The sequence below is a fragment of the Fibrobacter sp. UWB3 genome (assembly GCF_002210405.1).
GTDB lineage: Bacteria > Fibrobacterota > Fibrobacteria > Fibrobacterales > Fibrobacteraceae > Fibrobacter.
Genome location: NZ_MWQJ01000010.1, coordinates 55,033 through 80,718 on the forward strand (window position 1 = coordinate 55,033; position 25,686 = coordinate 80,718).

The 25,686-nt window shown below is 49.6% G+C and carries 21 protein-coding genes; 4 read left to right on the top strand and 17 right to left on the bottom strand.

What is annotated here, in order from left to right:
• Positions 1-14: 14 nt before the first annotated feature.
• From B7991_RS11530 to B7991_RS11550, 6 genes are all read right to left on the bottom strand, one after another.
• The gene (locus B7991_RS11530) at positions 15-347 is read right to left on the bottom strand and encodes a cupin domain-containing protein (RefSeq protein WP_015732050.1); all 333 of its coding nucleotides are present in this window, start codon (positions 345-347) and stop codon (positions 15-17) included.
• A 61-nt stretch (positions 348-408) separates the two neighbouring features.
• Positions 409-1,179 carry a hypothetical protein gene (locus B7991_RS11535; protein WP_088630958.1) on the bottom strand — a complete coding sequence of 257 codons (771 nt, stop codon included), beginning with the start codon at positions 1,177-1,179 and terminating at the stop codon, positions 409-411.
• A 79-nt stretch (positions 1,180-1,258) separates the two neighbouring features.
• Positions 1,259-1,399, bottom strand: a complete 141-nt coding sequence (locus B7991_RS14880; RefSeq protein ID WP_176421804.1) for a hypothetical protein — start codon at positions 1,397-1,399, stop codon at positions 1,259-1,261.
• Positions 1,400-1,518: 119 nt separating this feature from the next.
• The gene (locus B7991_RS11540) at positions 1,519-2,424 is read right to left on the bottom strand and encodes a bile acid:sodium symporter (RefSeq protein WP_088630959.1); all 906 of its coding nucleotides are present in this window, start codon (positions 2,422-2,424) and stop codon (positions 1,519-1,521) included.
• Positions 2,425-2,608: 184 nt separating this feature from the next.
• A complete protein-coding gene (gene lysA / locus B7991_RS11545; protein WP_073425305.1) occupies positions 2,609-3,868 on the bottom strand; it encodes a diaminopimelate decarboxylase in 1,260 nt (419 codons plus the stop codon).
• A gap of 223 nt (positions 3,869-4,091) precedes the next feature.
• A complete protein-coding gene (locus tag B7991_RS11550; protein ID WP_088630960.1) occupies positions 4,092-4,580 on the bottom strand; it encodes a glycogen-binding domain-containing protein in 489 nt (162 codons plus the stop codon).
• 69 nt (positions 4,581-4,649) lie between these two features.
• Here B7991_RS11550 and rpe point away from each other — a divergent pair, with 69 nt between their 5' ends.
• Positions 4,650-5,303 (top strand): ribulose-phosphate 3-epimerase, encoded by a 654-nt coding sequence (gene rpe, locus B7991_RS11555; protein ID WP_088630961.1) that lies wholly within the window; start codon positions 4,650-4,652, stop codon positions 5,301-5,303.
• Between the two features lie 182 nt (positions 5,304-5,485).
• Here the strand turns inward: rpe and B7991_RS11560 are convergent, their stop codons facing one another.
• Positions 5,486-6,970, bottom strand: coding sequence for a clostripain-related cysteine peptidase (locus B7991_RS11560; protein WP_088630962.1), 1,485 nt, complete (start codon positions 6,968-6,970; stop codon positions 5,486-5,488).
• A gap of 474 nt (positions 6,971-7,444) precedes the next feature.
• Here B7991_RS11560 and B7991_RS11565 point away from each other — a divergent pair, with 474 nt between their 5' ends.
• Positions 7,445-9,040 (top strand): chorismate-binding protein, encoded by a 1,596-nt coding sequence (locus tag B7991_RS11565; RefSeq protein WP_088630963.1) that lies wholly within the window; start codon positions 7,445-7,447, stop codon positions 9,038-9,040.
• A gap of 67 nt (positions 9,041-9,107) precedes the next feature.
• On the opposite strand, the gene B7991_RS11570 is transcribed toward B7991_RS11565, so the two are convergent.
• The 7 genes from B7991_RS11570 to B7991_RS11600 all read right to left on the bottom strand — a co-directional run bounded on the left by B7991_RS11570 (position 9,108) and on the right by B7991_RS11600 (position 20,518).
• Complete coding sequence (locus tag B7991_RS11570) at positions 9,108-10,868, bottom strand: glycoside hydrolase family 9 protein (protein WP_088630964.1); 1,761 nt, start codon at positions 10,866-10,868, stop codon at positions 9,108-9,110.
• A 293-nt stretch (positions 10,869-11,161) separates the two neighbouring features.
• Positions 11,162-12,214: a glycoside hydrolase family 18 protein gene (locus B7991_RS11575; RefSeq protein ID WP_088630965.1), complete on the bottom strand. Its 1,053-nt coding sequence runs from the start codon at positions 12,212-12,214 to the stop codon at positions 11,162-11,164.
• A 16-nt stretch (positions 12,215-12,230) separates the two neighbouring features.
• Positions 12,231-12,932, bottom strand: coding sequence for a hypothetical protein (locus tag B7991_RS11580; protein WP_088630966.1), 702 nt, complete (start codon positions 12,930-12,932; stop codon positions 12,231-12,233).
• Positions 12,933-12,943: 11 nt separating this feature from the next.
• Entirely contained in the window at positions 12,944-15,121 is a 2,178-nt protein-coding gene (locus B7991_RS11585) for a hypothetical protein (protein WP_088630967.1), read from the bottom strand.
• 15 nt (positions 15,122-15,136) lie between these two features.
• Positions 15,137-17,482: a hypothetical protein gene (locus tag B7991_RS11590; RefSeq protein WP_254917955.1), complete on the bottom strand. Its 2,346-nt coding sequence runs from the start codon at positions 17,480-17,482 to the stop codon at positions 15,137-15,139.
• 27 nt (positions 17,483-17,509) lie between these two features.
• The gene (locus B7991_RS11595) at positions 17,510-19,765 is read right to left on the bottom strand and encodes a hypothetical protein (RefSeq protein ID WP_088630968.1); all 2,256 of its coding nucleotides are present in this window, start codon (positions 19,763-19,765) and stop codon (positions 17,510-17,512) included.
• A 9-nt stretch (positions 19,766-19,774) separates the two neighbouring features.
• Entirely contained in the window at positions 19,775-20,518 is a 744-nt protein-coding gene (locus tag B7991_RS11600; protein ID WP_235002985.1) for a carbohydrate binding domain-containing protein, read from the bottom strand.
• Positions 20,519-20,847: 329 nt separating this feature from the next.
• On the opposite strand from B7991_RS11600, the gene B7991_RS11605 reads away from it, so the two are divergent.
• Positions 20,848-22,002 (top strand): glycoside hydrolase family 5 protein, encoded by a 1,155-nt coding sequence (locus tag B7991_RS11605; RefSeq protein WP_088630970.1) that lies wholly within the window; start codon positions 20,848-20,850, stop codon positions 22,000-22,002.
• Between the two features lie 32 nt (positions 22,003-22,034).
• Here B7991_RS11605 and lpxA read toward each other — a convergent pair whose 3' ends face one another.
• The gene (gene lpxA, locus B7991_RS11610; protein WP_088630971.1) at positions 22,035-22,802 is read right to left on the bottom strand and encodes an acyl-ACP--UDP-N-acetylglucosamine O-acyltransferase; all 768 of its coding nucleotides are present in this window, start codon (positions 22,800-22,802) and stop codon (positions 22,035-22,037) included.
• 34 nt (positions 22,803-22,836) lie between these two features.
• Between lpxA and B7991_RS11615 the strand changes: the two genes are divergently transcribed.
• Positions 22,837-23,940: a glycosyltransferase gene (locus B7991_RS11615; RefSeq protein WP_088630972.1), complete on the top strand. Its 1,104-nt coding sequence runs from the start codon at positions 22,837-22,839 to the stop codon at positions 23,938-23,940.
• A 48-nt stretch (positions 23,941-23,988) separates the two neighbouring features.
• Here B7991_RS11615 and B7991_RS11620 read toward each other — a convergent pair whose 3' ends face one another.
• Both B7991_RS11620 and B7991_RS11625 read right to left on the bottom strand, forming a co-directional pair.
• The gene (locus B7991_RS11620) at positions 23,989-25,314 is read right to left on the bottom strand and encodes a CCA tRNA nucleotidyltransferase (RefSeq protein WP_088630973.1); all 1,326 of its coding nucleotides are present in this window, start codon (positions 25,312-25,314) and stop codon (positions 23,989-23,991) included.
• Positions 25,314-25,676, bottom strand: coding sequence for a hypothetical protein (locus B7991_RS11625; RefSeq protein WP_088630974.1), 363 nt, complete (start codon positions 25,674-25,676; stop codon positions 25,314-25,316). Before B7991_RS11625 ends, B7991_RS11620 begins: the two co-directional genes overlap by 1 nt.
• Positions 25,677-25,686 lie beyond the last annotated feature (10 nt).

The window sequence follows — 25,686 nt, forward strand, 5'->3', positions numbered from 1 at the left end:
CCATTAAATTAAACTTATCCGAGTTCCGGGACCGTCGCATAAAAGACGAGATCTTCCGGACCTTCATTAATCAAGCTGTGAGAATGCCCCTTCGGGCAGAAATGGCACTGGCCAGCTTCGACATATTCCACACCATCATCAAAAAGTACCTTGCCCTTCCCCGAGACAAAGAACATAATTTCGCTGTTAGTTTCGTGCTTGTGGTAGCCGATAGAAGCGCCAGCTTCGAGCGTGCCGTGCATAATGCGCGTCGTACCGTCGAAATACATCTTGGCCTTGTATTCTTTTTCGCCACCCTTAAAATTCGGGAGAACAGTCGTCTCCATACCTTTTAAATCAATAATCATTATGACCTCTTTGAACGAGGTAATAATAGAATTTTAGGGGAATAGAGCCAAGCATGCGGGTCTAAACGTTGCGGCGATATCCGCTCAAAGCAAGGAAAATAATGGCCGGGACATAGAAGAGCCAAATAAAGTTATTCGACACAACCGCCAAGATTTCACGGGTCGAATGGTCCGCCCCCGTAAGGAGCGAAATTCCCGTGAGTGCATCGCAGCACGTAAAGCAAATCATGCCGAACATGATGAAGAAGGCATTTTTCTCCGGGAAAAAGCCTAACGTTGTCGCCCTGCATGCCATGTAAAGCGAACAAAGCAACGTCGGCGCGTACGCAATAACAGCCATGAGCATCACGGATTCAAGGACCTTGAAATACGCAAGGAAAATCATCGCAATCACAGCCGCAAGCGGAATGCAATAAATCCACGGGAACGACCAGTCTGTATTCTTTGTACGCGAATGTCGATAAATTAAAATCATTTGCGCCATGAAGAAAAAGCCGATGCCAAGCGTGATAAAATTTTCGCGAGTGTCGGGCGTGCCAAAATAATTGTACAGAATTTTAAAACAAAAGTCGGCGCAAAGAATCATCAAGAAACTCATCTGCAAAAAGAAGCGGTCGCGCCTAGTGACTGAACGTCTGCCAATCATAAACGCAAGTAGCGTTGCAATAAAGGTTACAATAAACTTTGTGATGTTCTGAAAATCGCTGGTAGAATCTAGACACGACTGAACAGCACCGCACTGATGCAGCACATACCAGTCACGCACAAAGAATGACACAAAAAGAATTGCCACAAGGGCAATCAAAGATGAAACCAGCTTCGAATACACCATGTGTATAAATATAAAGCGGTCGTAAGCAAAAAGTAAAGAAAAGTTTAAAAATTTTCTTGTATGTGACGATGAACAAATTTCATTTTGTCATGCCCGCGAATGCGGGCATCACCATCTCGACATAAAAAAGGAGATGCCCTCCCCATACGCGGATCATGCTCACATAAGTGCTAGTTGCATTCAAGGCGAGTGTCGCGACAGGCTGCTTGCAGACTGTCATGATTGAGCCGAAGATGCTGACGCAAAGCGTCAAAGCACTAAGTGATCAAAGAGCTCGGTGGCGGGCATGACATTTTGATTTCAGAAATATTCTAAGTTCCAAGATCTAAATTCTAAGTTCTAACAATCTTTTTTCGGCTTGATTTTTGCGGTCATATAGCTGAGCACAAGGTTCTGCCATACAACGTAGCAAGTCGGGGCAAGAGCCACCACCGGGCCCGCGTAAAGGCTAGAAACCCAGATGACAAGCGTCGTATTCTTTTGCCCCATGCTCTGCGAACCTTCAATCGGACGGCGACCGCGTTCGCAAACCCAACCAAGCCAGAACTGCAAAAGACAAAGCACAAGCGAAACCGCAGCCATCAGCGGGAGCTTTCCGCTATTCCACAAGTCGGCAAAGCCCATCTCGCGAATGTCAAAGCTTGCCTTGGACAAAATAATGAACACCGAGAACGTCCACACAAACATCGTGTACTTCTGGTATTTCGCAGCACGGTCAGCAAGTTCCGGGTAAAAGTTACGGAGCCCAAACGCAAACGCAAGCGGGATGCTGATAATCGGCTGGATCGTATTGAAAATTTTCATCGCGATTTCGGAAAGGTCCGCCTCGGCACCGGTCAAATAGCCAAAAATCACTGGGATGCTAAAGCATGCAATCAAGTTACCGCTGAGGAAAATCTTGAGCGCAAGGGATGCGCTGCCGCCAAGCATTTTCGCCATCGCAGGGGCCGCATTCGCGGGTGGGCAAAGCGCAATGATGGCACCGCCCAAAAGCACTTCGCGCGGCAAGTGGAAAAGCTCCACAACGCCCCAGAGGGCGGCGATAATCACGAGACTTGCGATAAACGCGCGAGCTTCTATCTTGAACGTGTAACCATGCGTCTGCGGCGGAATTTTCGTCACGAACGTAAGGAACATCATAATGCCGATAGTGAACGGCAAGAGCGGCGACAGAAAGTGCGCCTGAGGAATGAGGATGCCAGCGAGAATGGCGACCGGCATGAGAATAGCGCGTAAGTTACCCATAGTCTTATTTCCGAGACCAAAGGTAGTAAATTGAGTATGGACTTGGCTATAAAAAAGGAGATCCCCCGCTCGTCCCCGTCAAGCGAGGACAGGTAGGCGGGGATGACAGGGTACAAACGCCGGGGTGATGAATGCAAAGGAAATGTGGCGATGCCGGAACTGTGTCCGGCATGACATCCAACGCTTACAGTTCGATAATGCGATCGTTCTGCAAGAGCTGTTCAAAAGTCTGGCGTTCACGAACGAGCTTGATTTCACCCTTCGTGTACATCGTTTCAGCAGCGTAGCGACGGCTGTTGTAGTTGCTGCTCATGGCGGCACCGTAAGCACCGGCATCATGGAGAATCAAGAGGTCACCCACCTGAGCCTTCGGGAGCTTGCGAGTCACGACAAAGCCACCTTCTTCCTGCGTGAACACGTCACCGGATTCGCAAAGCGGGCCAGCGACAACAGCGTCAACAGTTTCGTTCAGTTCACGACCGTCACGGGCAACCACAGAAATAGCATGGTAGCTACCGTAAAAACTCGGGCGAACGAGATCAGTAAAGCCCGCGTCGAGCAAGTAGAACAAATTATTTCCCTGCTTCTTCACAGCGCGGATTTCCGCAACGAGGTAGCCGCTTTCTGCAACAAGATAACGGCCCGGTTCCACTTCGAGATGGACATCATGACCAATGCTCTGCTGGATACGCTTGCGGGCGTTATCCCACAAATCATAGTAAGCCTTCACGTCAATGCGGTTGCCCTTTTCTTCTTCGTGATACGGAATCGGGAGGCCACCACCAGCGCTAATCGTGCGGAGGTGAGAACCGAGGTGACGGCTAGCGTCCACCATGGCATCGCAAACCTGGGCCAAGTGTTCAAAATCCGTGCCGGAACCGATGTGCATGTGCAAACCGGTAATCCACATGCCGTTGCTCTGGGCGAGCTTGATGCAGTCCTTAATCTGTTCGTGCCAAATGCCGTGCTTGGAAAGGTCGCCACCGGTATTCGTCTTGCGGGAGTGACCATGGCCAAAGCCCGGATTCACGCGGATGGTGAGTTCAGACTTCACGCCAAAATCAGCAAGCTGCTGAATCATGTCCGGAGAGCCCACGTTCACGGCGATGTCGTACTTCTTCACGAGTTCGAGTGCATCGCGGTCAAAGATATCGGCAGTGTAAACAATTTCAGGGACCTTGCCCTTCTGCTGTCCACCCTTGAAGCCAGCCTTGAGGGCGCGCACAATTTCGCCAGCGGAGACGGCATCGACAACGCAGCCAAGCTTGCGGATGAGCGAAACCACAGAGAGGTTCGGGCATGCCTTCTGAGCAAAGCGCACAGTGTCAAAAACCTGCACGTCCTTTACAGCACGTTCAATCGTCGCACGGTCATAAATCCAAAGCGGGGTGCCGTATTCACTGGCCGCTTTCAAAAGCACTGAATCAGGGATGGAATATTTCATACGGCGCAAATTTAGAAAAAGTGTGCAAGGCGAACAAAGCGCGAAAACTTGTTTTCGCATTTTTGAGCCGAAGCTACGGACGCTGAAAGCGTCAAATAGCAGGCGATGCGCGAGTGCAAGAATGCACGAGGAGCGCGCCAAGACATAAAACCAGTTTTACAAAAAATGAAAAACGCCGAGCGTTATGCCCGGCGCATTTTCAATAGTTTTTCAATCAGAGTAATTATACGTGCTTGATTTTATTGTCGCCTGCGTCCCAGTTCTTGCCATCACAGACAAACTTGTATTCGTAATCGCCCGGAACGAGGGAAATTTTGGCAACCCAAAGACCCGTCTTCTTGTCCTTCTTGAGCATGTCGGCATCGACAGTCCAGTTGTTGAACGTACCAGCAACAGAGACAGTCGTAGCAAGCGGGCAATCGGCAACGAATTCGACAGCAACCTTCTTCGGGGCAGCAGCCTTCGGAGCTTTTGTTGCAGCTTTCTTTGCCGGGGCCTTGGCGACCTTCACTTCAGCTTTCGGGGCTTCAACTTTTGCAGCCTTCACGACCTTGGCAGGAGCCTTAGCCGGCTTTTCAGCCTTCGGGAGAGCCTTCTTAGCTGGAGCCTTCACGGTTTTTGCGGCGGACTTTTCTGCAGCGGGTTTTGCCGCAGCCTTCGTCGCAACTTTCTTTACGGGTTTTGCAACCACAGTTTTAGAATTCTTGGACATAATAATCTCCTCTTATTTCTTAGTGTCCTAAATTTAGTAAAAAAAATTTTATTTTGCTATATTTGAAATATGCTTAAACAAATCATCGCTCCCAGCGTCTTGAACGCAAACTTCCTCGAACTCGGCAACGGCCTCAAGGCCATCGAAAACGGAGGCGCAGGCCTCGTTCACTTGGACATCATGGATGGGCACTTTGTCCCAAACATCAGCTTTGGCCCGGGCATTTCTGCCTGCGTCAAGAAGGGAACCAAGCTCCCGCTCGATTGCCATTTGATGATCGAAAATCCGGAAAACTACGTGGGCGAATTTGCTAAAGCTGGTGCAAGCATCATCAGCGTACATGCCGAAACCACAAACCATCTCGACCGTTTGCTGCACCAGATTGCAGAACTCGGCGTCAAGCCCGCAGTCGCCATCAATCCGGCTACTCCGCTAGAAAGCATCAAATACGTGCTCGACATCGTGGACATGGTACTCATCATGTCTGTGAACCCGGGTTTCGGCGGTCAGAGCCTCATTCCTTACTGCCTCGACAAGATTCGTGAACTCCGCGCCCTCAAGCCGGAACTCAACATCCAGATCGATGGCGGCGTTAAGTTAGACAACATCCTCGCCTGCAAGGAAGCGGGAGCAAACATCTTCGTCGTCGGAAGCGCCATTTTCGGCAAGCCCGATCCCGAAACAGTCTGCAAGGAATTTGTGAATTTAGTAGAAAGCAAATAGCAGACGCAAGAAAGGACAGAAGGAGATTCCCGCTCAGTGGCGGGAATGACAATCCCAGCACTATCCGCATCATTACGCTCCCCAAATCAAAGGGAGCGTTTTTATTTTATACTAAAAAAATCAGGCAGCAATAACGCCACCTGATTATAACCCCAAAACTTATCCGAAACTAAAGTAGTTTATTATTCCTCTTCGGAATCGCCTTCCTCTTCAGAATCGCCTTCGTCTCCATCTCCGAGATTTGCGAGTTTTTCGTAAAGGACGTCAAGTCCGTCAAGAACGCTAAGCAAATTGCCCCAGCCCGTCTTTTTATGGAATGTTGTATTTTCGTAGGCTTCTTTACGTGTATAACCCCATACGGTTTCATCGTTATAGAAAGATTGAGGAGTCAACAAAACGGACAACGAGAACGAAAGAATGTCATTTCCATCACTGTAATGGGCATCAATATAGTCGACAACCAACCTTTCATACGCCTTTTTAAGTTCTTTCGTGGACGCAATAAGAGAACTATCTTCTGTAAAAGAAGCCAAAACATTAGCGAAGAAAATAACATCGTTAAAGAATATTTCAGAATCCCATTCGCCTGTATAATACGAACCCAAGACCGCGTTATCTATGATATCCTTTTGCTTTGGATCTTCGTAAAGAGTATTCAAACGTTTAGCGATATCCTTGAAAATCGGGAAGAACGAACTAATTTCAGAAGATTTCAACAAGCTGAGGTCGCCATTCTGTTTCATCTTCTTGTTTTCTTTTCTCCAGTGATCCTTCGAATCTTTAAACGAGGCTTTAACAGCTTCTTGGAAACTGTCTTTCTTATACAGTTCCTTGACCAGGTTCAAAATCAAGGTTCCATCAGACTCCAGCACATGTTCCGAAGCAACCATATAATCGGCAACAGTGTAAACTTCACTCAAAGTTTCGAAATTGCCCATAAAGCAGTTGTGGAAATAAAGTCCTGCGAGATGTTTGATTTTCGAATTTTCAATTTCTTCCTTAATTTCGTATATATTCATGCCATCTTTCAAACCCGTTTCCAAGTCAAGAGTCCACTCATCGAGCATAACGGCAGCCAAATCCTGTGATTTAGCCAAAGCAGTCCGATTCGCGTGCAATTCAGGAAAATCAACATCAAAGTCAAAGCCTTGGCCATGTCCCCAAAAAACAAGCACGTAGTCTTTAGCAGGGAGACTATCCGCAACATAATCCAACACGCTCGAGAGTCTGCCCGGATCATGCATCATTATAGACTCACCAGCCATGCGGGCATGATCCTTAATCGTATCCAAATCCAAATCCTTGGTCATTTCAAAAGCGACCAATTGCCCAGGCTCAGCATATTTTCCATTAAAAGGCGTTTTTATGAGGTTATCATCTTCATCATAACCTACAACAGAAGAATCGGTTCCGTATTTATAGGTAAAAAATACACGAACATCCTTGCTCTTCATCAGTGACGGCATTTGTTCATAAACACCTTCAATGATGGAATCCATATCACCGCCAGCATTGCCATAAATAATAACGGTATAGCGGGCAGTGTCAATCACAGCTTCCTTTTCGTTTGGGCCGACAGAATGATTATCCGAAGAATCGTCGTAATCAGCACAACCGACAAAATAAGCGCAAACCAAAGCAAGCGCAAACAGTAGTTTATTTCTCATATTCAATCCCTTATTCTTCGACCACACATAATTTGCCGAAGACGGTTAAAAAAAATGTGATAAAATTATAACAATTTCATCACATTTTATCAAGAATTTCATAGAAAAAATTGCATATAATTTTGACTTTTTGACCACTAACCCCAATAGTCCTATTTCGCCTTCTTAAAAAAAAGAAAATCCCCAATTCAATCGGGGACCAGCAATTATAATCGAGCGCGTCTTTGCATTACATCGGGGCCGATGCTGCAGAAGCAAAGAGAGCCGACACAAAGATTATAGAGACAACAATAAGAAAGTACCAATTTTGCATGCCAGTAATATATACTGAAAACTTGCAAGAAATCGCTTGTTTTCAAAAATGTTACAAACTTGCTACAAAGTAACCGTAATTGTAACAGACTATTAACATTAGAACGACTTTCTTGTATAGCAATATTTATATTTGCGCCGTCAAAAACGAGTCCTGTGATTATGCAAATATACACCAATAAAGTATTTAATAATCCGATCGAAACGATTGAAATTTTCGACCCGCAAAAGGTCCAGTCCGCACTCAACAGAATTGAATCTTTGCAACGCCAAGGCTATTACCTTCTCGGCTACATGCGCTACGACCTCAAAAACGCAACAAGCGAAGCACCCCTTATCTACTTTGAAGCTTTCGATTCGTTCCAGCCGTTCGAAGAAAAAATCCCCAACTACAAAATCGGCACCATCGTAAAACCGCGCCTATCCAAAGAAGAATACACACAAAAGATTGACTACATCAAAGAGCAAATCAAGAACGGGATCACATACGAAGTCAATTACACATATCCTTCAACATTAAGAACAAACGCAATTGGATTAGACTTGTACCAGTTCCTATTGCAAAACCAGAAGACTCCATACAACGCCTTCTTGCAAAACAAGTACGAGACGATTTTGTCATTCTCGCCGGAACTGTTTTTCTTGAAGCGCGGCAACAAGATTTTGACAAAGCCCATGAAGGGAACGCTCAAGCGCGGCAATACTTCCGAAGAAGATGATGCCTTGCAAGAATTCTTGCACAACGACTTAAAGAACCGCACTGAAAACGTCATGATCGTAGACTTGCTGCGAAACGATCTCGGGAGAATTTCAAAGCCGGGAACCGTCCGCGCCGACAAGCTATTCGAAGTCGAAAAGCACAAAACCGTTTTCCAGATGACCTCTGAGATTTCATCGGAACTGAAAGACGGCACAACGCTTTACGACATCATCAATGCAATTTATCCGTGCGGTTCCATCACGGGCGCGCCCAAAATTTCTACAATGGAAGTCATCGCCAATGCAGAACCGTTCCCACGAGAAGTGTACTGCGGCGCCATCGGCTACATCCACGGCGACGAAATGATTTTCTCCGTGCCCATCAGAATCTTGCAGAAAAAGCAAGGCGAATCGGAATACAGATACGATGCCGGCGGCGCCATCACATGGGCCTCTACCGCAGACGACGAATGGAATGAAACAATGACCAAGGCAAGTTTTTTGAATACCGATTTTTCGCTGATTGAAACAGGCATCACCGATTTCGAGATGCATCTTGAACGTTTGAAAAATTCAGCGAACACCCTCGGCTTCACCTGGAACAGCGACCTTGAAAAAATCAAGTTCGATAGTTCTGTTGTGAACAGGATTGAGCTTTTCAAAGACGGTCACTTTGAACTCACGACAAGACCGATTCCCGCACCCAAGCAAGATCCAAAAATCAAAATCGTACACAAAGTAAATTCGTCCAATCCGTTCCTGTACCACAAAACGAGCATTCGTCTGCCATTCCCGAAAGATGTCTTTGATGAAATCTGTGTAAACGAGAAGGGCGAAATCACCGAAGGCACATTCACAAACATCGGCATTCTAAAAGATGGCATCATCTACACGCCGCCTATCGAGTGCGGGCTTTTAAATGGGATTACGAGGCAAAAACTTTTGAACGAAGGCAAGGCCAAAGAAAAAATCCTGTACCCGAGAGACCTCAAGACCGCCGAGAAAATCTACTGCTTCAATTCCGTCCGCGGCATTGTGGAAGTGACGCTCGACGAATAAATCCGGCATGACAGTAAAAAGGCGGGCCAAAGCCCGCCTAACCCTAAACACACAACCTAGCGCAAACTTACTTCACAACCGCATTGGCGTGGCCTACGTAAATGGCCTGCAAGGCGCCAGCGAGATATGCAAGCGGAGCGTTCCAGTTGATGGCCACTTCGTTTGTCGCATAGCTGCAACGGTTATCGATGTAAGCAAGTGCCGGCTTGTCTGCAACAGCGTAGTTCGGGCACTTCCAAAGTTCCTTGCCATCGAGGTTGATGTCCTGCTTGCCCAAGTGCGGACCGCCCACGAGCATGCCCGGGACCGGATCATCGACAAAGTCAGATTCGCTCACGCGATGGTGCGGGTTGCGCGGGCTTCTGTAGCCAAAGCCAGTCACGTACGTCATTTCAATCGGGTTCTTGCCCAAGAGGTAATCAAGGCACTGCTGTGCGCCATCCAAATAGCTCTTGTCACCCGTGACATAATAAGCGTGGAGTAACACGATTCCGTTGTTTGCCATGGCACTGTTACTGCCCCAGTTCCAGCTCGACGGAGTTGCAGGGAGTCTGTAAGCGCTCGTATCGCCAATTGCACGAAGTTCATTTGCAGCGGCAAGCAAAGCCTTGCGAGCGGCACCACCGAGCTTTGCGCCAAAATCAGCAGAATCAAGAGCCACATGGTAAACGGCGAGCATGTTCACATCGCCCCACCACGGTCCATCGCTTCTGAGCTTGTAAGCGCTCAAGTCGTTGAGATAATTCTTCTTCTTTGTGGCACGGAAAAGTTCCGTTGCAGCAAAGGCAAATTCATCCTTGCCGTCTTCGCCGCCATACGTATAATCGCCAGTCTGTACATCGGAGGGCTGCTTGTACAAAGCCTTCGGATTGTGCTTGGCCCAATAATAGGCAGCGCCAGAAGCCTTGAGCATGCGGTCAGCAAAAGCCTTGTCGAACGGAGCATACACGCGAGAAGCCTGAGCCATCACTGCTGCAAAGTCAAGCGTTGCAGTCAAGCTCTTTTCAATGGCGTAACGCTTGGCGCCATCAATTTCAGGCATCGTGCTGGAGCCGAACTTGAGCGATGTGAGCTTGTGGTAAACACCACCGTCCTTGTCCTGCATCGAAAGCATCCAGTCCAGATTCCAGCGGATTTCTTCGAGGAGCGAAGGCATCTTCGGGAATTCACGCGGGATGTTCCACTGCAGCGTATCCATGAATGCCGGGAAGTGTTCATAAAGTTCCAAAAGCGTAAACACGGTAATACCCGAGTTCACAATGTACTTGCCGTAGTCACCGGCATCGTACCAGCCACGCTGCGACTTGATAATCTTCGGGTCAGCCTTCTTGGGAGCAGGCTTGCCCTTGGACTGTGCCACAACTGTCGCCGTCGGCAAATCCGTACCGTAAACCGTCACGCTATCGTCAATGTGGCCAGCGGCACGAGCCCACTTGCCTGCATAGCGCGTATCGAGAGCCATGCCTGCACGCTGGTAGTAGAACCACTTGAGGGCAGCCTTCGTCAAATCTTCATAGACATTCTCGCCAATCACGACCGGATTGCCGATATAGCCGTCTCTATACAAACGGTACGTGCCCGGCTTCTTAATCGAAGAAATATCGTACGTCTGGACTTCTTCGCCGCTATAATCCCAGTCATAGACCATCGGGGCTTCGAGCGTAAGCACCGTGTTCCCAGCCATGTCGCGGACTTCGAGCGGATTCGCGTCGTTACCGGGGATGACGACCGTCTTTTCGGATTCGGGGGCAAAGCCAAGCTGGTTCACCAGGGGGATAGCCATTGTCGGCACAGCAAACGCTAACGCAGCTACTAGATGTTTACGCATACAAAACCTCATTTTTGTTTAAAAAATACCTTTTCTTTTATAAAAGTGTACCTGCACCACCCACTTTAATGTTTACTATAGGCAACGCCAAGTGTATCGAGTGTAGCGGATGGCTTCGCCTGTTTTCATAGCGATAATGGCGACCCCGTCCCGGAATAAATCCGGGATGACAGTCCGGGGTGACACGTGCAGATGTAAAAAAATCCTCGGCGCTTATTGCGTCGAGGATTTTTAAAAGCGTTTGTAAGTCTCGCGGATTTTGTCAATCTCGCGATTCCCGCGAACTCCGAGAATTACTTCTTGGAAGCCTTGTAGTTCACGCCCGGGCGGAGTTCGAGGCCAACCGTCACGAGGAGCGAGACGATCGGTTCGTAGTGGTCCTGGGAGAGGTCGTACACGGCAACGCCTGCCATGCCTTCGCTCTTCACGTGCTGAGCCACAGCCTTCACAGACGGGATACCCATGAACACGATAGATTCAGTTTCGCTCACAGCCACTTCGGACTTGGAAGCTTCATCGAATGTCACCGTGTAATCCGGAGTATCGAAGCGGTTCATGAGTTCTGCGTACGGGAGGTAGCCTTCATTGCCACTTCCAACGCCTGTGTGGCTAGAGCCGAGGCCCTTGGCACCAGCAAAGGACTTACCGTAAAGGAACACCACCGGAGCAAGGAGATCCTTGTTCACGCCGGCAGCGGCAACAGCATCAAGCGTTTCTTGCACAGAGTTTGCACTCTGGTTCGGAACGAGGCTGCTTTCGCTTTCGTTCATAAGGTCAGCCATGAACACATCCACGTAAGCAGCGCGGTTCAAGGCTTCGGCCTTGTAGGCGTCCAAGCCCAAAGCCGGGTAAATCACAGCCGTCACAGTAGAGCCCGAAAGACCATCGACCAAGGCGTTCAGCATCTTGGCGTAATCTTCGGAATCATCCGACGTGAGGTTCTGCCAGTCGAGTTCAACGCCATCGCCACCATTCGTGGAGAGCCATTCCTTCACATTCGAAACAAACGTGGAAAGAGTCTCGTCAGAAGAAGCGATAGCCTTGAGGCTAGATTCAGCTTCCATGCCGCCCACGGAAACAATCAGCTTCACGCCGTTTTCCTTGGACATGCTTGCAAGGTTCTTGAAGTTGTCGGCATCGTATTCGTCAGCAAAAGCAACCGTACCTTCTGCAGTCGGGGTGATAGACATGTAGTGGATGTCGGTCACGAGATTGTAGCGGATATCCTTGGCATAGAACTGAGAATACTGACTCCAATACGGATAGAAGCCAATCACTTTGTCAGCGGCAGCCTGGGCCATTGCAGCGCCCATGGCAAGAGCCAATGTAATAACTTTAAAGTTCATTTGATTACCTCTTATCCTATTGAATCACACGGTTGACCAAGCTGACATTGTCATAGCAGACAAGGTATGTTATAGGACTAAAATCCGTCGGATTCGTTCCTGCAGGCTTACCGTCATCCAGATCTTTTTCCGGGACGAGCGGATTTGCGACCTTTTCATTATCGTTGCAGTAGCGATAAGCCCAACCATGAGACTGACCATACAGAGTATACTGCATTGAATATGCGGTCAGGTCTTTCGGAACGTTATTCCAGGTATTCTGGTCTTCCGTAACGTTGATGAAATTGAATTCCTTCAATTCCTTTTCAACCTTCGAAACAGCCTGCTTAGCATCCTTGTCCGAAGGATCCGCTGCCAACACGGCTTTTTGCGTCAGATAGGCAGTCCAACTTTCAGCAGAATGTCCAATCAAACCCGTATAGACATACTGGGTTAAAACAGAATTGGCAAGGAACGCCGTTTCGTCATTGGTGGTAAATGCAGCCAAAGTAGCATCATCCACACCAGCTTTCTTCATGGAATCAGAAACCACTTCATTGCGGTAAGCCACATAGTCTCTAATTTCTGCGATGCGGAGTTCAGGATGCAATTCCACATAGACGTTAGCATCGAAACCCTCAGGAAAGTTTTCTTCATAAGGGTCGTCAACACTCATCGAGGAGCAGGCGCCCAAAACACCTGCCAAGAGAATCATCATGTACTGGTGAAATTTTTTCATTTTAGCACCTCTTAGAAATTCACCGTTACATCGGCAAGGATAACATTCTTGCTGATGGAAATTTGTTTAGCAACCAGGCCAGTCAGACCAGCAACGTTGAAGTCGAGGTCGTTCTTGAGCATGCCATACTGGACGGTCAAGTAAGAGATCGGCGCAAGCTTCACACGGACACCGCCCATGATCAACTGTTCGCTAGCCTTGGTCACAGCAGCCGCTGCAATAATAGCTCCGTTCTCGTCTGTAGAAGCAACGGTATAGCCATTGTCACCAAACTTCTTTTCGTACATCTGGAAACCGGCGAGCACAGAGATCGGGCCCCAGACATCGGCGGTCACACCGGCAACGATGCGAGTAACCTTACGGTTCAGGTAGGAGTCTTCAGAGCCATTGGAGAAAGAGCCCTGAACAAGGATCTTACGGTCAAGACCAGCAAGAGCGCCAGCATCGACACCGAGACCCACAGCAAATTCGGTGAACTTGTTTTCGATCGTAATCGGATTGCCTTCAGCGTCGAAGCTCGGCAGATTGCCCTGAGTAACCAAGTTGACACGGGCGTTGAAGAACACCTTGTCAGCCCAGTTCACGTCGGCCTTGGCAGTAATGCCCTTGCGATCAGGCGTAGCCATGCCGAGCGGCAATGCAAGACCCACAGACGGATCAAGAACCGTCAAAGGATCAAGTTCGCGCTTCTTAGCAATGTTCGAAGTATAACCGTTACGGTAGAAGTGGCCATTCTTGTAGTTGTTGTCCAAACGGTAGAAGAGGTTCGGGCTTTCCAAGCTGCCAAATTCACTGAGGATGTTCTTCTTACCCGAAGACATCAAGTTGCCAGCCTGCAACGTCGTAGAGTTGTAGACACTGAAGTAGAGGTTTTCGAGGCTAGAAGCACCGAAGGTCCCCAAGATCAAGTCTGCATAAGAAGAATCGGTATAAAGGGCGCCAGTGTTAAGAATCGTGGAACGACCCTGATAGACCGGAGAAGATGCCATTTCAGACCAGAAGTTGGAATCCGTCTGGAAGTAACCGGCGCTGACCTTGAAGTCAACATCACTGACGTTACCCTTAGCAAAGACATCGGCATAGAAGCTCTTGCCATCCAGATCGAGGTATTCTTCGTTCACATAGTGCGGATCTTTTTCCAGAGAAGACTTCACGTAAGCAAACTGCTTGTCGTTAGCATCTGTAGCCTGGTTAACCCTATAAGAGACCTTCTTTCCCGTATAGTTGTAATCACGGTCAACCTTCCAGTTGGACATGGCAAATTCGCCATTCAAGCCGAACGTGATAGGCAACTGCGGAAGCACCTTCTTGGAATCGAATGCAATATCTGCAGAAAAGACCTGATTCTTTTCATAGTAGATAGTATCAAGATCATCGAGGTCCTTAGAACGGCGAGTCTGCTTACGGTCAAAGGCATTGACATAGTTCAAGCCAACATGAGCACCGTAGGCTTCGACACCGGCGCGAGCACCAAGGAGGTAGCGGTCAGAGAAGTCGAAGTCGAAGAACAACTGGTCTGCCTTCTTGGCCGTATTGCGAAGACGAGCACCCGTGAGCTGGGCGGTAATGTTATCGACCGCGCCAACGCTGCCACTCTGGTAAGCGACATTGAGACCATGCAACAGGCGACGGCTCGTAGTATCGAGGTTGCGCTGGGCAAGGGCTTCACGACGCTTTTCTGCAAAGATTTCCGGTTCCTGAAGAACTTCTGTCTGCGGAGTGTTGATGGTGAGCGGGGTGTAACCGACACGCATGTAACCCAAGTTGAAGTCCACATGCTTGTTCAGGATCGTACCATCGTAGCTGAACCAGTGACCAATAACCGGGTTGTTGTTTTCGTCATAGGCACTCTGCCAATCCTTGTGCAAACGCAACTGGACATCGATCATCGTCTCGGAGCTCGGACGAGCGGTCAAGCGCAGGTTCACATCCGTGAAAGCCTGGTTTTCCTGAGTCGGAGAGTTGTCAGCAAACTGGTCAGAAGAAGCAAAGGAAGCAAGGACACCGGCCTTTGCCGTACCGTTAATCTTAAGTCCAAGCACCGCTGCATTGAGAGAATCCAGCTTTTCCAAAAGGGACTTCTGTTGCGTAACGACTTCCGTCTGATTTTCAGCAGCAAATGCTGTCGCAGCCGAGAGCAGAATCGCAGAAGAAAGACCAAAAGCAGAAATTTTCTTATTGAACATCATATTCGCTTCCTCCCATTAAAATTCCACATTAATGGAAGCTTCAAAAATCATCTGGGAGAACTTATGCGTATATGTTTTCGGCGCTCCCAAATCTTCAATGTTATAGTAATCAGGCATATTTGCTACCCTGTACTGCTGTTTAATCTTTTCCCTATAGAGCTTCTTCTTGACATTCTTAGTCACCGTAGCAACTTCGTTTGCATCGAGCTCGACATCACCAGTTTTACTCTTCTGGTTCTTGGCGGATTTCAAAGATTTTTCAAGTTCAGCAGGATAAGCAGCATCATAAGCATCAGCCAGCGAGGAGGTATTGTAATCATTCTGAACGGTAATGAGGCCAATATTCAAGGAAAGCCATGCATTCTGAGCAACAGAGTAATCGAAGCCGCCCATCACATGCATCTGCTTGCTCTTCATAAGAGGAACATCCACACCAACAAATTCACCATACGGATTTGCAAACACGCCGTAATCGGTATTGATCATCTGGAAGCCAGCCGTAACACCGAGACGCGGCAAGAACTGGAAGGAGGCGCCAACGTTGATGAAGTCGCTAGAAACCTTGCCTTCGGAAACGCCAAGTTCCGTTGCCATAGCAGAGCCAGCAACAAGAGTCGTCTTGCTTTCAGAATGCTTGAAGGAACCTGCAAGTTCAGCAGACTTGCTGAGGCCAGCAATCTTTGCGATATCAACCTTTGCACCACCGCCAAATTCCATGTAGGAAACCTTGTCAACAGCTTCGAATTCGCTCTTCACCTGGTTCATGATGGTCACGAGAGCCTGGGCTTCGACCTTTTCTTGCCAGTCGCCCTTGATAAGAGCGCGGACACCCATGCGGTTTGCAGTTGCAAGACCGTTCGGCAAAGCAAGCTGGAGAGCCGGGTCAGCCATCATGTTGATGAGAGCAAGCTGTTCGGCAGAGTAGACATTGTTACCCCAAGAGTTCTTGTTATACGGAGCAATGTTGTAGCTATTGCTCTGACCTTCAATGAAAGCGTTGTCATCCGTACCGAGAGAACGGGCAACCGGAGTGAACTTCGGAGAGTAGTTATAGAGAGCATCGAAAGTGGAGTAGAGCGGAGAGTTCACGCCATACTTGACCGTGTTGCCATCCTTATCGGAATTCAAGATGCGCTGAGCAAAGAAGCTCGGAGACTGAGCGAGGTTGTTAAACCACTTTTCGTCGTTGCGGATGAAGTCCAAGGAAAGGCCTGCGCTCCAGGAGTTTTCAACCTTGTAGCCAGCATTCAAGTTGACGAGCAAGGCAGAACCGCTCACGCTTTCTTCCGGGCCTTCAATAGCATCACCTGTAGCCGGGTCTTCTGCATAGCTCGGAACCTTGTTCGAAGACAAAGCGTATTCAGCCACAAGGTCGAGGCTCAAGCCCGGAACCTTGATGAGAGCACCGGCATCGACGCCAGCGCGGATGCTCAAGACGAAAGTCTTCTGCGGGAAGGAAACGAACGGGTTGATATCCTGAAGCTCATAGGCACCCGTTCCTTCAGGGTCATCCGGGTTGAAAGATTTCGGATCCGGGTGACGGTAGGTGTAAGACTTCGAATTTTCGTTGTCAAAGACGTACATCGGGGTCACACCGACGAACACATTCTTCTGCATCGGAAGGAGTTCGAAGTTACCACCGATAACCCACTTGTCCGTTGCGGAAGAAAGTGAAGTACCTGCAATGGAGTCATTCGGAAGGATATTGCCTTCGGCACCGCTAAAGTCGAGGACCGAGACACGGTTCAGGCGTGCAAAGATAGCTTCGGCACGGACTTCGCCAATCATCGGATCGATTTCCTGACGGAACTGGAGATTCACACCCTGGAGGTTGCGCTGGTTGCCTTCGAGGAGCTGTTCCTTTTCGGCCATGTGGCGCTTACGGGCGAAAATCGTCGGTTCGTACATGATGTCGATACCGGGTCTGTAAATGGAGAGCGGAGAAATCGCAGAACGGAAATCACCGACAACCCAGTAGAAGTTCTTGCCGACATTGCCTTCGACATTGAGCCACTTGGCTTCGATAGTCTTGGAAGCAGCAGCGAAGTATTCCTGCATACCGCCGCCAAGGCGCATCAAGACGTTGGCACGGACACTTTCGTACGGACGGAAGCCAAAGTTCAAGTCAGCAGTGACAAATTCATTGCGTTCCACATCCGGCATCGAGTTGATACCAGTCTTGTCTTGATCAGTCGAGAAGCTAGAACGCTGGGCAACAGCACGAATGCTACCGCCAATTTCAACACCGCGCTTTGCATTGGCGCTATCAGCCTTGGCCTGCAGGGCCTTTTGATTATCAGCAACAGCAGAAGCCGATGCGGCAACCGATGCAGTAAGAAGGGCGATTAAAATATTTTTCATTTTCATATTCATCTTTAGCATCCTCCCTTAGAACCATGCCTTGGTTTCGGCAGCAATGTAATGGGAATGCCAATCATTGTCAGGAACGGTTTCATCAGAGTGCGTCATGAACTTGTAGCGGAAATGGAGACCTACGCGATCAGAGAAGTCCCAGTCAAAGCCAAGGCCAATTGCGAAGTCCTTGTAGTTGATCGGAGCCTTTTCATACATATTCGGGTCCACTTCGTAATAGTAGTTTGCAGCACCGGTCGGCTTAGCGACATTCTTGAGTGCAGTAATCATGTAAGCCTTGTCAGACCTGAAGGTTTCAAGGCCGAGGATACCCACCATGTGGAAGGTCGGAGTCACGGCGACGGTCGGTTCAAACTGGCCGAAGAAGCTCGTCATGAGCATGCCGGACTGCTTTTCGGAGACGGCAATCGGAGCAAAGGAAGTAGAAACACCAGAAAGGGCAACGAAGCCAGTCATCATGATGTTGCGGTCGGTACCGAACCAGTGACCGATATCGTAACCACCCATGAAGGAGAGGTAAGTAGACCACTTGGCATGCATCGGAACCTTCTGTTCAATAACCTGCTTGCCATTTTCGAATGCAGCAAAGGATTCCCACATTTCCCAGGTACCACCATAGAGACCACCGCGCTGGCGAGTCATCTTGACACCTTCGCCAGCATCTCTCTGGACACCGACACGGGAAATATAAGAAGCACCTCTGGTGTTACCGGAGTCAGCCACGAAGAGTGGCTTGTGCTTGGTCCAGGAATTGGTGCTTTCCCACATGTTGCGGCCGTTCAAGCGGTAGTTGAATGCAACCACATCCTGACCAGCGTCGATCTGACGATGCTGAGCATACTGGAAGTCAAAGTAACCGCGGTTGAAGCTCGGTTCCAACTTGAAGTTGATACCGGCCATGTTCGGGGAATAGCGGAGAGCACCGGCGTTGAGGTAGAATTCATCCTTGCGCCAGCCCGGGAAACGGGACGGGTTGGAAAGAGAATACGGAGAGTAGAAGCCCGGCTGGAAGAACACGATTTCGGCAGTCATCGGCCAGCCTTCAACATACTTGCTCTGGGCCTTGATATAAAGACCAAGCTTCGGGGATGCCATACTGGACCTGTGAGCATCGCTGATGTAGCCCTTGGAAGCATCACCTGCGACGAAGTTATCAGCCGTTTCGGACTGGTAGAAAATCGTGGAATCGGTAAAGCTCAAGCCAAGATCAGCCATCAAGAAGAGCTTCGGAGTGATGTTACCCTTGACATCGATAGATGCTATATGGGTATTGAGGAGTGTCGGATTCAGTCCGAGATCAGTCCACTGACCACGGAATTCGCCTTCATAAATGGCACCTTCGTCATAAGTGATGCCCATGTAGTTCACACCGAGAGTAAGGTTGTCAGCGATCTTTTCCTTGGCGATACGGCCATGGAGGACTGTACCGCGGAAGTCGTAACCACCCATCATTTCGAGTTCGCCCGGCTGACCACCGTACATGCGGAGACCGTCACGGGTAGCCATGTCAGCATCGACCGGCTGAGAAACGAGGAACTGAGCCTTCAAATCATACGGGAGCTGATAGATGTTAGCAAAAACACCACCAAAGGAGCGATTCGTCCAGAATGCACGACCACCTTCCTTGACCGGCTTGAAAGCCTTTTCCTTATAATAGGTAGAAACGGTCTTTTCGTCTTCGAAAAGTTCATACTGCCAAACGAAACGCGGGTTCGTTTCACGTTCCCACATGGTAAGCGGGGAAGCGTTTGCCCAGATAACACCACCTGCGGTGATGTAGGCGCCGAACACACCGGCACGGATATCGACACCGGCATTCATTTCTTCGTTGATAGTCGAAGAATAATAGTCGGTAGAGTGGTCGAACAAGACGCGTTCATCGTGATTGTTCGGAATCTGAGTCGGGTTCTTTGCATAGCTGTTCGTAAAGAGACCGCTCATGTCAAACGGGAACATGAGGTTCGTGAACAACGTAATGTAGGAGTTCGGCATGGCGACAACGTTCACGTTCAAGAGAGCGTCAACGCTTGTGCGGGCCTGGTCATCGCGAACCCAGGGGCTCTGTTCAGAATAGTGGAAATTCTTCAAACGGAAAGCCATGTAACCGGAGACTGCCAGTGGCAGATCGTCCTTGCCGAGGAGCGTGGATTCCATGTTGCCGGAAAGAGTATCCAACGAAGCGTGAAGGGAATCAAGCTGCAACTGCGGAGGAAGAGCCCACGCAGCACCGAGGCTAGACGCTAGTAAAAGGGAAGAAACTGTTTTGCGCATAAAATCCTCTTAAATCTCGTTACGGAACGGATAATGAGCCGGGCCTTCGTACGGCTTGCCATGCTTCTTAATCACAATATCGTCAATCCAAACCTTGAAGGATTCGTTTTCATCCTTGCGGACTTCGAGACGGAAACCCTTGAAGTTGGACCATGCGAACGGGAGCATCACTTCGCGCGTGTTCTTGGCATCCCAGTAAACACCGGTATTGCCGAAGAGCTTCAGAGGAATGCTGAAGTGCTTCCATTCAGTCGTAATTTCACCAAGGCTCTTGGAGCGGAGCTTCACCTGGAGGGATTCGCCGTTGCTCTTCACGCCGTCATCGACGAGCACGAACAATGCGTTTTCACCACCCTGGGCACCTTTAAGCCAAAATTCGAGAACACCTTCTTCGAGGTAAGGCGTCAAATCCACGGAACCCGCAATACAAATAGCGACACCGGAATAGTCGCTCGCGATAAGTTCGATTTCCATGGAGAGTGCACCTTCCATAGCGTACTTATCCGTGAGTACCGGTTCGGGGTTTTCACGCGGATACTGGTAGGTATAGCCACCACCACGCGGAATTGCTTCGCGCATGACAACGGTGACAACTTCCTTATCAGGACGGAACGGCTTAGGATCCTTCATGACAAAGTGGGACTGGTCGCGGTCGCGATAATCGCTAAAACCGTAGCCAGCGAAAGAAGATGAAGCAAGAAGCATCGCCGCTAGAGCGGACTTCCAAATGGCTTTTTTAAAGTTTCCATTCATAATAGGTACAATTCTCCAAATTCGGATCATCTACAATATAGCTTGTTTTTGGGAATTTTCGATCCGGTATTTTGCAAAAAAGGCTTTGCAAAGCTAGATGTATCAACGGAATACCGCTTGTTAAGCCACATAAACGCTGGACTCAAGCGTAAACGGAAATTTTTACGCACGTAACGTTTCAGAATGTTTACAAACTAAAATTTTTGACACCCGTCACAATGGACTCAAGCGTAAACATAAGATAAGCTTGTTTTTATTTTTTAGATTTTTTATTTATATAGATTTTGAGAACAATACTTTGAGGATGACACCAATTTTTGGGGGTAACCATGTTTAAAAAACTTCTTTCTGCAATGGCTATCGGCTGCACATTCTGGGCATGCGGTACCACGGATGCACCACCAGAATACGACCCAAGCAAAGACGCAAGCCAAAACGCAGCAGTCCCTGTGGACTACACCCTGGGTAGAACGATGAACGCCATTCTCGGACGAGGCATCAATCTGGGCAACTCCTGGGAATCCGACGGTTACGATGATGGCGCCTGGAGTAACCCCATCCGCGATACAGATTTCGCCATTATCAAAGCAGCAGGCTTTAATTCCGTGCGAATTCCGGTCCGCTGGCAGAACGGCTCTGACTACACAAGCCACACGGTCGACCCGCAACGCCTTGCAGGTGTTTTGGAAGATATCCGACTCGCCATCGCGAACGGCCTTGCCGTAGTCGTGAACTTCCATCACTATACCCAATTGAATTGCGCCGGTGGTGGCGGAAACGAAAGCGACGGCACCAAATGCCAATATGACGCCGCAAAGTTCCAAGCCGAAAAGACACACTTCCTCGGCATGTGGGCACAAGTGGCAGCAGCCATGGGCGAATTTCAGGACAACCAGGTGGTACTCGAAATCCTGAACGAACCAACGATTCCTTATGAGGACGTCGTGGACAAGCTGATGAATGACGCCTACAGTGTCATCCGCACATACGCTCCGGGCAAGACGATTATGTTCGAATCTTACCATGCGGCAAAATTTGCAGACCTTTCCATACTGCATTTACCAAAAGACGGAAACATCATATATAGTGGTCACTACTACGAACCCTACCAGTATAGCCATCAGGGACACGGTTACAACTGCGTTGGCGATAACGCGAAGGACATCTCCGCATCACGTGACCTCGCTAGCTACGCCAAGACGGCTCTAACGCTCTATCCGGACATTGACGGAGTCCACCACGTTCCTATGAACATGGGCGAATTTGGCATTGCAGGTGGTGACGTAAGCCCCTGCGACTGGCAAGGCGGAACAGGTCCGAGTGAAGCCGGCAAGGCAGAATGGGCAAAAGCAGCTGCAAAGGCCGCCATCCTGAACGATATGTCGTTCCACTACTGGGGATTTGGCTACACAGGCGGATTTGACGCTTACGACCCAGGTTCCGAAAAGTGGCACACGGGATTCCCGCAGGCACTCATTTTCTAGAATCTTAAAAACATGCGCAAAAGCGCGAATGATCACGGGCGAACGAGAGAACCGCCCCAGTGATCATCAAAGAAGGCTTGGAACAGAGGTTCCGGGCCTTTTTTCAGTTCCTCGATGACTTCGGCAGCCGGGCGTTTGCCGCGGTAAAGTTCGCGGAAAGCACGTTCAAAAAATGCGATACGTTCAGGTGGGAATTCATCAGCATGCAAGCGGAGCGCATGGAGGTTGAGGGAAGCAAAGCGGAGCGGATTCCCGAAGGCACGGCTGCAAGGTGGAACGTCGTAATCGACCTTGAGCGTACCGCCCACGAAAGCGTAGGCGCCCACCTGGTTCCTCTGCTGCACAGCAGTGGTGCCGCCGAGGGTCGCAAACTTGCCGATGCGCACGTGGCCGCCGAGCTGGCATCCGTTCGCGATGACCGCCCCTTCGCCGATTTGGCAGTCGTGCCCCACATGGGCGTAAGCCATGATAAGTACGTGTGGCGCAATGCAAGTGCAACCACCGCCCTGAACTGTGCCGCGATTGAGCGTCGTGTATTCACGAATGATGCAATTTTCGCCAATTTCAAGGCGAGTCGGCTCCCCTGCGTACTTGAGGTCTTGCGGAGGCGCACCGAGGATAGCCCCATCGTAAACGTGCGTATTTGATTTGATGGTCACACCGCCGTAAACGCGTACGCGCGATTCAAGCACCACATTTTCGCCAATTTCCGCATTTTCATCGACAACGCACCAGGGGCCGATAACGGCAGACTCGTGGACGTTGGCATTCGGATGAACAAAAGCGGATGGATGGAGCATACCCGTAATTTAGTAATTTCCTATATTTCCCCACATGGGTGGCATTATTCTCGCATGCCTGACTGCGCTCTATGCGCTACTGTTCCTATTCTTCATAGTAGGACTGTTAAAGACGCATCGCTATAAAGGCCCCAAAGCAACCCCGAGTGTTTCGGTCGTGATCCCGATGCGAAATGAAGAGGAATTTGCCGAACGCACACTCGAAGCGGTCGCCGCCCAGGACTACGTTGGCGAATGGGAAGTGATTTGCGTCGATGACCGTTCTACCGACCGCACGCGCGAGATTCTAGAAAAGTTCGCCGCCACGCACCCGCGTTTCCGTGTTTTGAGCCTCCCACAGGATTTACCGCAAATTGCAAGCCCCAAGAAGCGTGCGCTCGAAAGCGCCTTCAAAATTGCGAAAAACGAAGTGCTCCTGACGATGGACGCCGACTGCATCCCGCGCAAGAGCTGGATTACCGCCATGGCCGGGCGATTTGTCGATGGCATCTGCATTGTACAAGGGCCAAAACAGAACAACGGCACACGTTCGATGCCGCACCTCTACCAGAAACTCGAAACGCTCGGTTACACCGCGATGGAAGCGGCAGGTTTTAGCCTTGGACGCCCGATTGTCGCCAGTGCGGCTTGCCTCGCGTACAAGAAGGACTTGTTCTTTAAAGTCGGCGGATTCGGAGATCTCATCAACCTCTCGAGCGGCGACGACGACATGCTCATCCACAAGATGATGAAAATCCCGGGAACGAAGGTCTGCTACAATCTCGACAAGGATGCAGTGATCGAGACCGCCCCGGTGCACACGTGGAAGCAGCTCTTCAACCAGCGCGCCCGCTGGAGCAGCAACGGCACAAACTACGAAAGCAAATCGTACATCCTTTTGCTCACGCTCATTTACACGTACTACATCTGGATGTTCGTGAGTCCATGGTGCGCTATATTCCTCGACTTTCCGTGGCAATGGTGCGTGTTCAGCATTCTGCCCAAGATTGTCGTGGACTTTGTATTCTTAAGCATCGCCTCTTGGAAGCTCAAGTCCAAGCGCCGCATGCTCGCGTTCTTGCCTGTAGAGCTTATCCAGATCCCGATGATTGTGTTCTGCGTCCCCGCAGGAATCTCGGGAATGTTTAGATGGAAATAACTGGATCCTTCGGGGCGATGCCCCTCAGGATGACGAGATTCGTTGGCGTCAGGATGACAAGCGGCGAACCCACGCAATGGCTTCTTCGGCGTTCTTGATTTTACCGTCGAGCTGGAGCTCAAAGCTTTGCTTGATAGTTTCGCCCATCTGCTTGCCCGGCTTGAATCCCAAATCCATAAGCATTTTGCCCATGAGGAATGGCTGCGGAGCTGCATTGAGCAAATCGAGATCTGCAGCAGCTTGCCAAAGCTGTTCCGGGAATTCCGGGGCGCCGGCGGCGGCGTAATATTTACGCGGGGTGGCCTTCACAAGCAGGCACAACAGCTTTAAGCCACCCAGCTTCACCGCCATGCGGCGAAGCGCCGGCGCATCACTTACAATTGCAAAATCGAGCTCGCTATAAGCATTCAAAAGCAATGGGACATTCTTCACCAAGTGCGATTCATTCGTGATACGTTCGAGGAACTTAAGAGAGGTTTCGGGACTCCCGCTGAGGAACGCGGCAAACGCAAATTCCATTACCAGATCGTCCGAAAGCGGTGCGCACTTGGCGTCACCAACAGCTTCAGCATTCGCAAAGTTCCTGCGCAAGCTCTCCATGTTGTCGAGCATTTCGCCTAGGTCTTCCCAGGAGCCACGCAGTGGCGAAACTTCCGGGAAAAATTCATTCAGCTTGATATCCAAGAAAGCACGCAAACCAAGCGATGGCTTGCCCGGCTTCAAGAGCCACTTCTTGAATTCTTCGAACAAACGTTCGATAGAAAGGTCTTCGAGCGAAAGCGTCTGGCAAAGTTCAATCGTCTCGGGCGCAAGTCTAAGCGCAAAACGGCTTGCAAACTGCACGCCACGCAAAATGCGCAGCGAATCTTCGACAAAGGCAGGGCCCACATGGCGCAACAGGCCTTTCTTCAAGTCATCAATGCCGCCGTACGGGTCACAAAGCGTGAGTTCCGGAAGTTCCATGCCCATCGCATTGATGGTAAAGTCACGACGGAGTGCCGCTTCCTTGAACGAGAGTTTTTCATCCGTATGCACTACGAAACCGCGATGACCATAGCCAACCTTGCTTTCGGTACGCGGGAACGAGAAATCGAGCGAAAGGCCTTTCATCGCCAAATGGATCACGCCAAACGCCTTACCCACAAGATTTGTGCGGCCGTACTTCTTTAAAATCGGGACAAGTTCATCTTGCGTGAGGTCGTAAACTTCGACATCGTAATCACGGCAATCCTTGCCAAGGAGAGCATCGCGCACCCAGCCGCCGACCAAGAAGGCGCGGCCACCCGCTTCACGGATTTCGCCTGCGATAGAAAGCAAGCGCTTAGGCAAGTCCGGTTCAAACGCCTTGCCTGCAAGAGTCACAATACTCGGCATTACTTGTCCGCCTCGACTGACTTGTAACGGTCGTAAATGCTAGTCGTCTTTTCTTCGGAGGAATCCTGCAACAACGTAGAAACCGGGATTTCAACCTTGGACGAATCCCCAGTCGTTACACTTTCCGTATTGGCGTAACGTTCGTAAATGCTTCCGTTAGAGGCAGACTCGTTTTTCTTTTTGGCTTCTTCGGCACGGCACGTATTCAGCTCGTTTTCCATATAAGCTCGCTGATCCGGCGAATAAGTCAACGTGTTCAAGCGATATTCGATTTCTTCGCACACAAGCCCTTGGCGTTCACCAGCGCAACCGCCAATCCAAAGGGCAGCAAACAGAACCACAAATCCAACAACTTTATTCATAACACACACC

Excerpts from the sequence above, each read along its gene's own strand:
- B7991_RS11575 (WP_088630965.1), bottom strand. The coding sequence starts at position 12,214 with ATGAACTTTAAAGTTATTACATTGGCTCTTGCCATGGGCGCTGCAATG.
- rpe (WP_088630961.1), top strand. The coding sequence starts at position 4,650 with ATGCTTAAACAAATCATCGCTCCCAGCGTCTTGAACGCAAACTTCCTC.
- B7991_RS11530 (WP_015732050.1), bottom strand. The coding sequence starts at position 347 with ATGATTATTGATTTAAAAGGTATGGAGACGACTGTTCTCCCGAATTTT.
- B7991_RS11580 (WP_088630966.1), bottom strand. The coding sequence starts at position 12,932 with ATGAAAAAATTTCACCAGTACATGATGATTCTCTTGGCAGGTGTTTTG.
- lysA (WP_073425305.1), bottom strand. The coding sequence starts at position 3,868 with ATGAAATATTCCATCCCTGATTCAGTGCTTTTGAAAGCGGCCAGTGAA.
- B7991_RS11565 (WP_088630963.1), top strand. The coding sequence starts at position 7,445 with ATGCAAATATACACCAATAAAGTATTTAATAATCCGATCGAAACGATT.
- B7991_RS11585 (WP_088630967.1), bottom strand. The coding sequence starts at position 15,121 with ATGATGTTCAATAAGAAAATTTCTGCTTTTGGTCTTTCTTCTGCGATT.
- B7991_RS11540 (WP_088630959.1), bottom strand. The coding sequence starts at position 2,424 with ATGGGTAACTTACGCGCTATTCTCATGCCGGTCGCCATTCTCGCTGGC.
- B7991_RS11590 (WP_254917955.1), bottom strand. The coding sequence starts at position 17,482 with ATGAAAAATATTTTAATCGCCCTTCTTACTGCATCGGTTGCCGCATCG.
- B7991_RS11605 (WP_088630970.1), top strand. The coding sequence starts at position 20,848 with ATGTTTAAAAAACTTCTTTCTGCAATGGCTATCGGCTGCACATTCTGG.
- B7991_RS11595 (WP_088630968.1), bottom strand. The coding sequence starts at position 19,765 with ATGCGCAAAACAGTTTCTTCCCTTTTACTAGCGTCTAGCCTCGGTGCT.
- lpxA (WP_088630971.1), bottom strand. The coding sequence starts at position 22,802 with ATGCTCCATCCATCCGCTTTTGTTCATCCGAATGCCAACGTCCACGAG.
- B7991_RS11600 (WP_235002985.1), bottom strand. The coding sequence starts at position 20,518 with ATGAATGGAAACTTTAAAAAAGCCATTTGGAAGTCCGCTCTAGCGGCG.
- B7991_RS11570 (WP_088630964.1), bottom strand. The coding sequence starts at position 10,868 with ATGCGTAAACATCTAGTAGCTGCGTTAGCGTTTGCTGTGCCGACAATG.
- B7991_RS11535 (WP_088630958.1), bottom strand. The coding sequence starts at position 1,179 with ATGGTGTATTCGAAGCTGGTTTCATCTTTGATTGCCCTTGTGGCAATT.
- B7991_RS11560 (WP_088630962.1), bottom strand. The coding sequence starts at position 6,970 with ATGAGAAATAAACTACTGTTTGCGCTTGCTTTGGTTTGCGCTTATTTT.
- B7991_RS11550 (WP_088630960.1), bottom strand. The coding sequence starts at position 4,580 with ATGTCCAAGAATTCTAAAACTGTGGTTGCAAAACCCGTAAAGAAAGTT.
- B7991_RS11620 (WP_088630973.1), bottom strand. The coding sequence starts at position 25,314 with ATGCCGAGTATTGTGACTCTTGCAGGCAAGGCGTTTGAACCGGACTTG.
- B7991_RS14880 (WP_176421804.1), bottom strand. The coding sequence starts at position 1,399 with ATGACAGTCTGCAAGCAGCCTGTCGCGACACTCGCCTTGAATGCAACT.
- B7991_RS11625 (WP_088630974.1), bottom strand. The coding sequence starts at position 25,676 with ATGAATAAAGTTGTTGGATTTGTGGTTCTGTTTGCTGCCCTTTGGATT.
- B7991_RS11615 (WP_088630972.1), top strand. The coding sequence starts at position 22,837 with ATGGGTGGCATTATTCTCGCATGCCTGACTGCGCTCTATGCGCTACTG.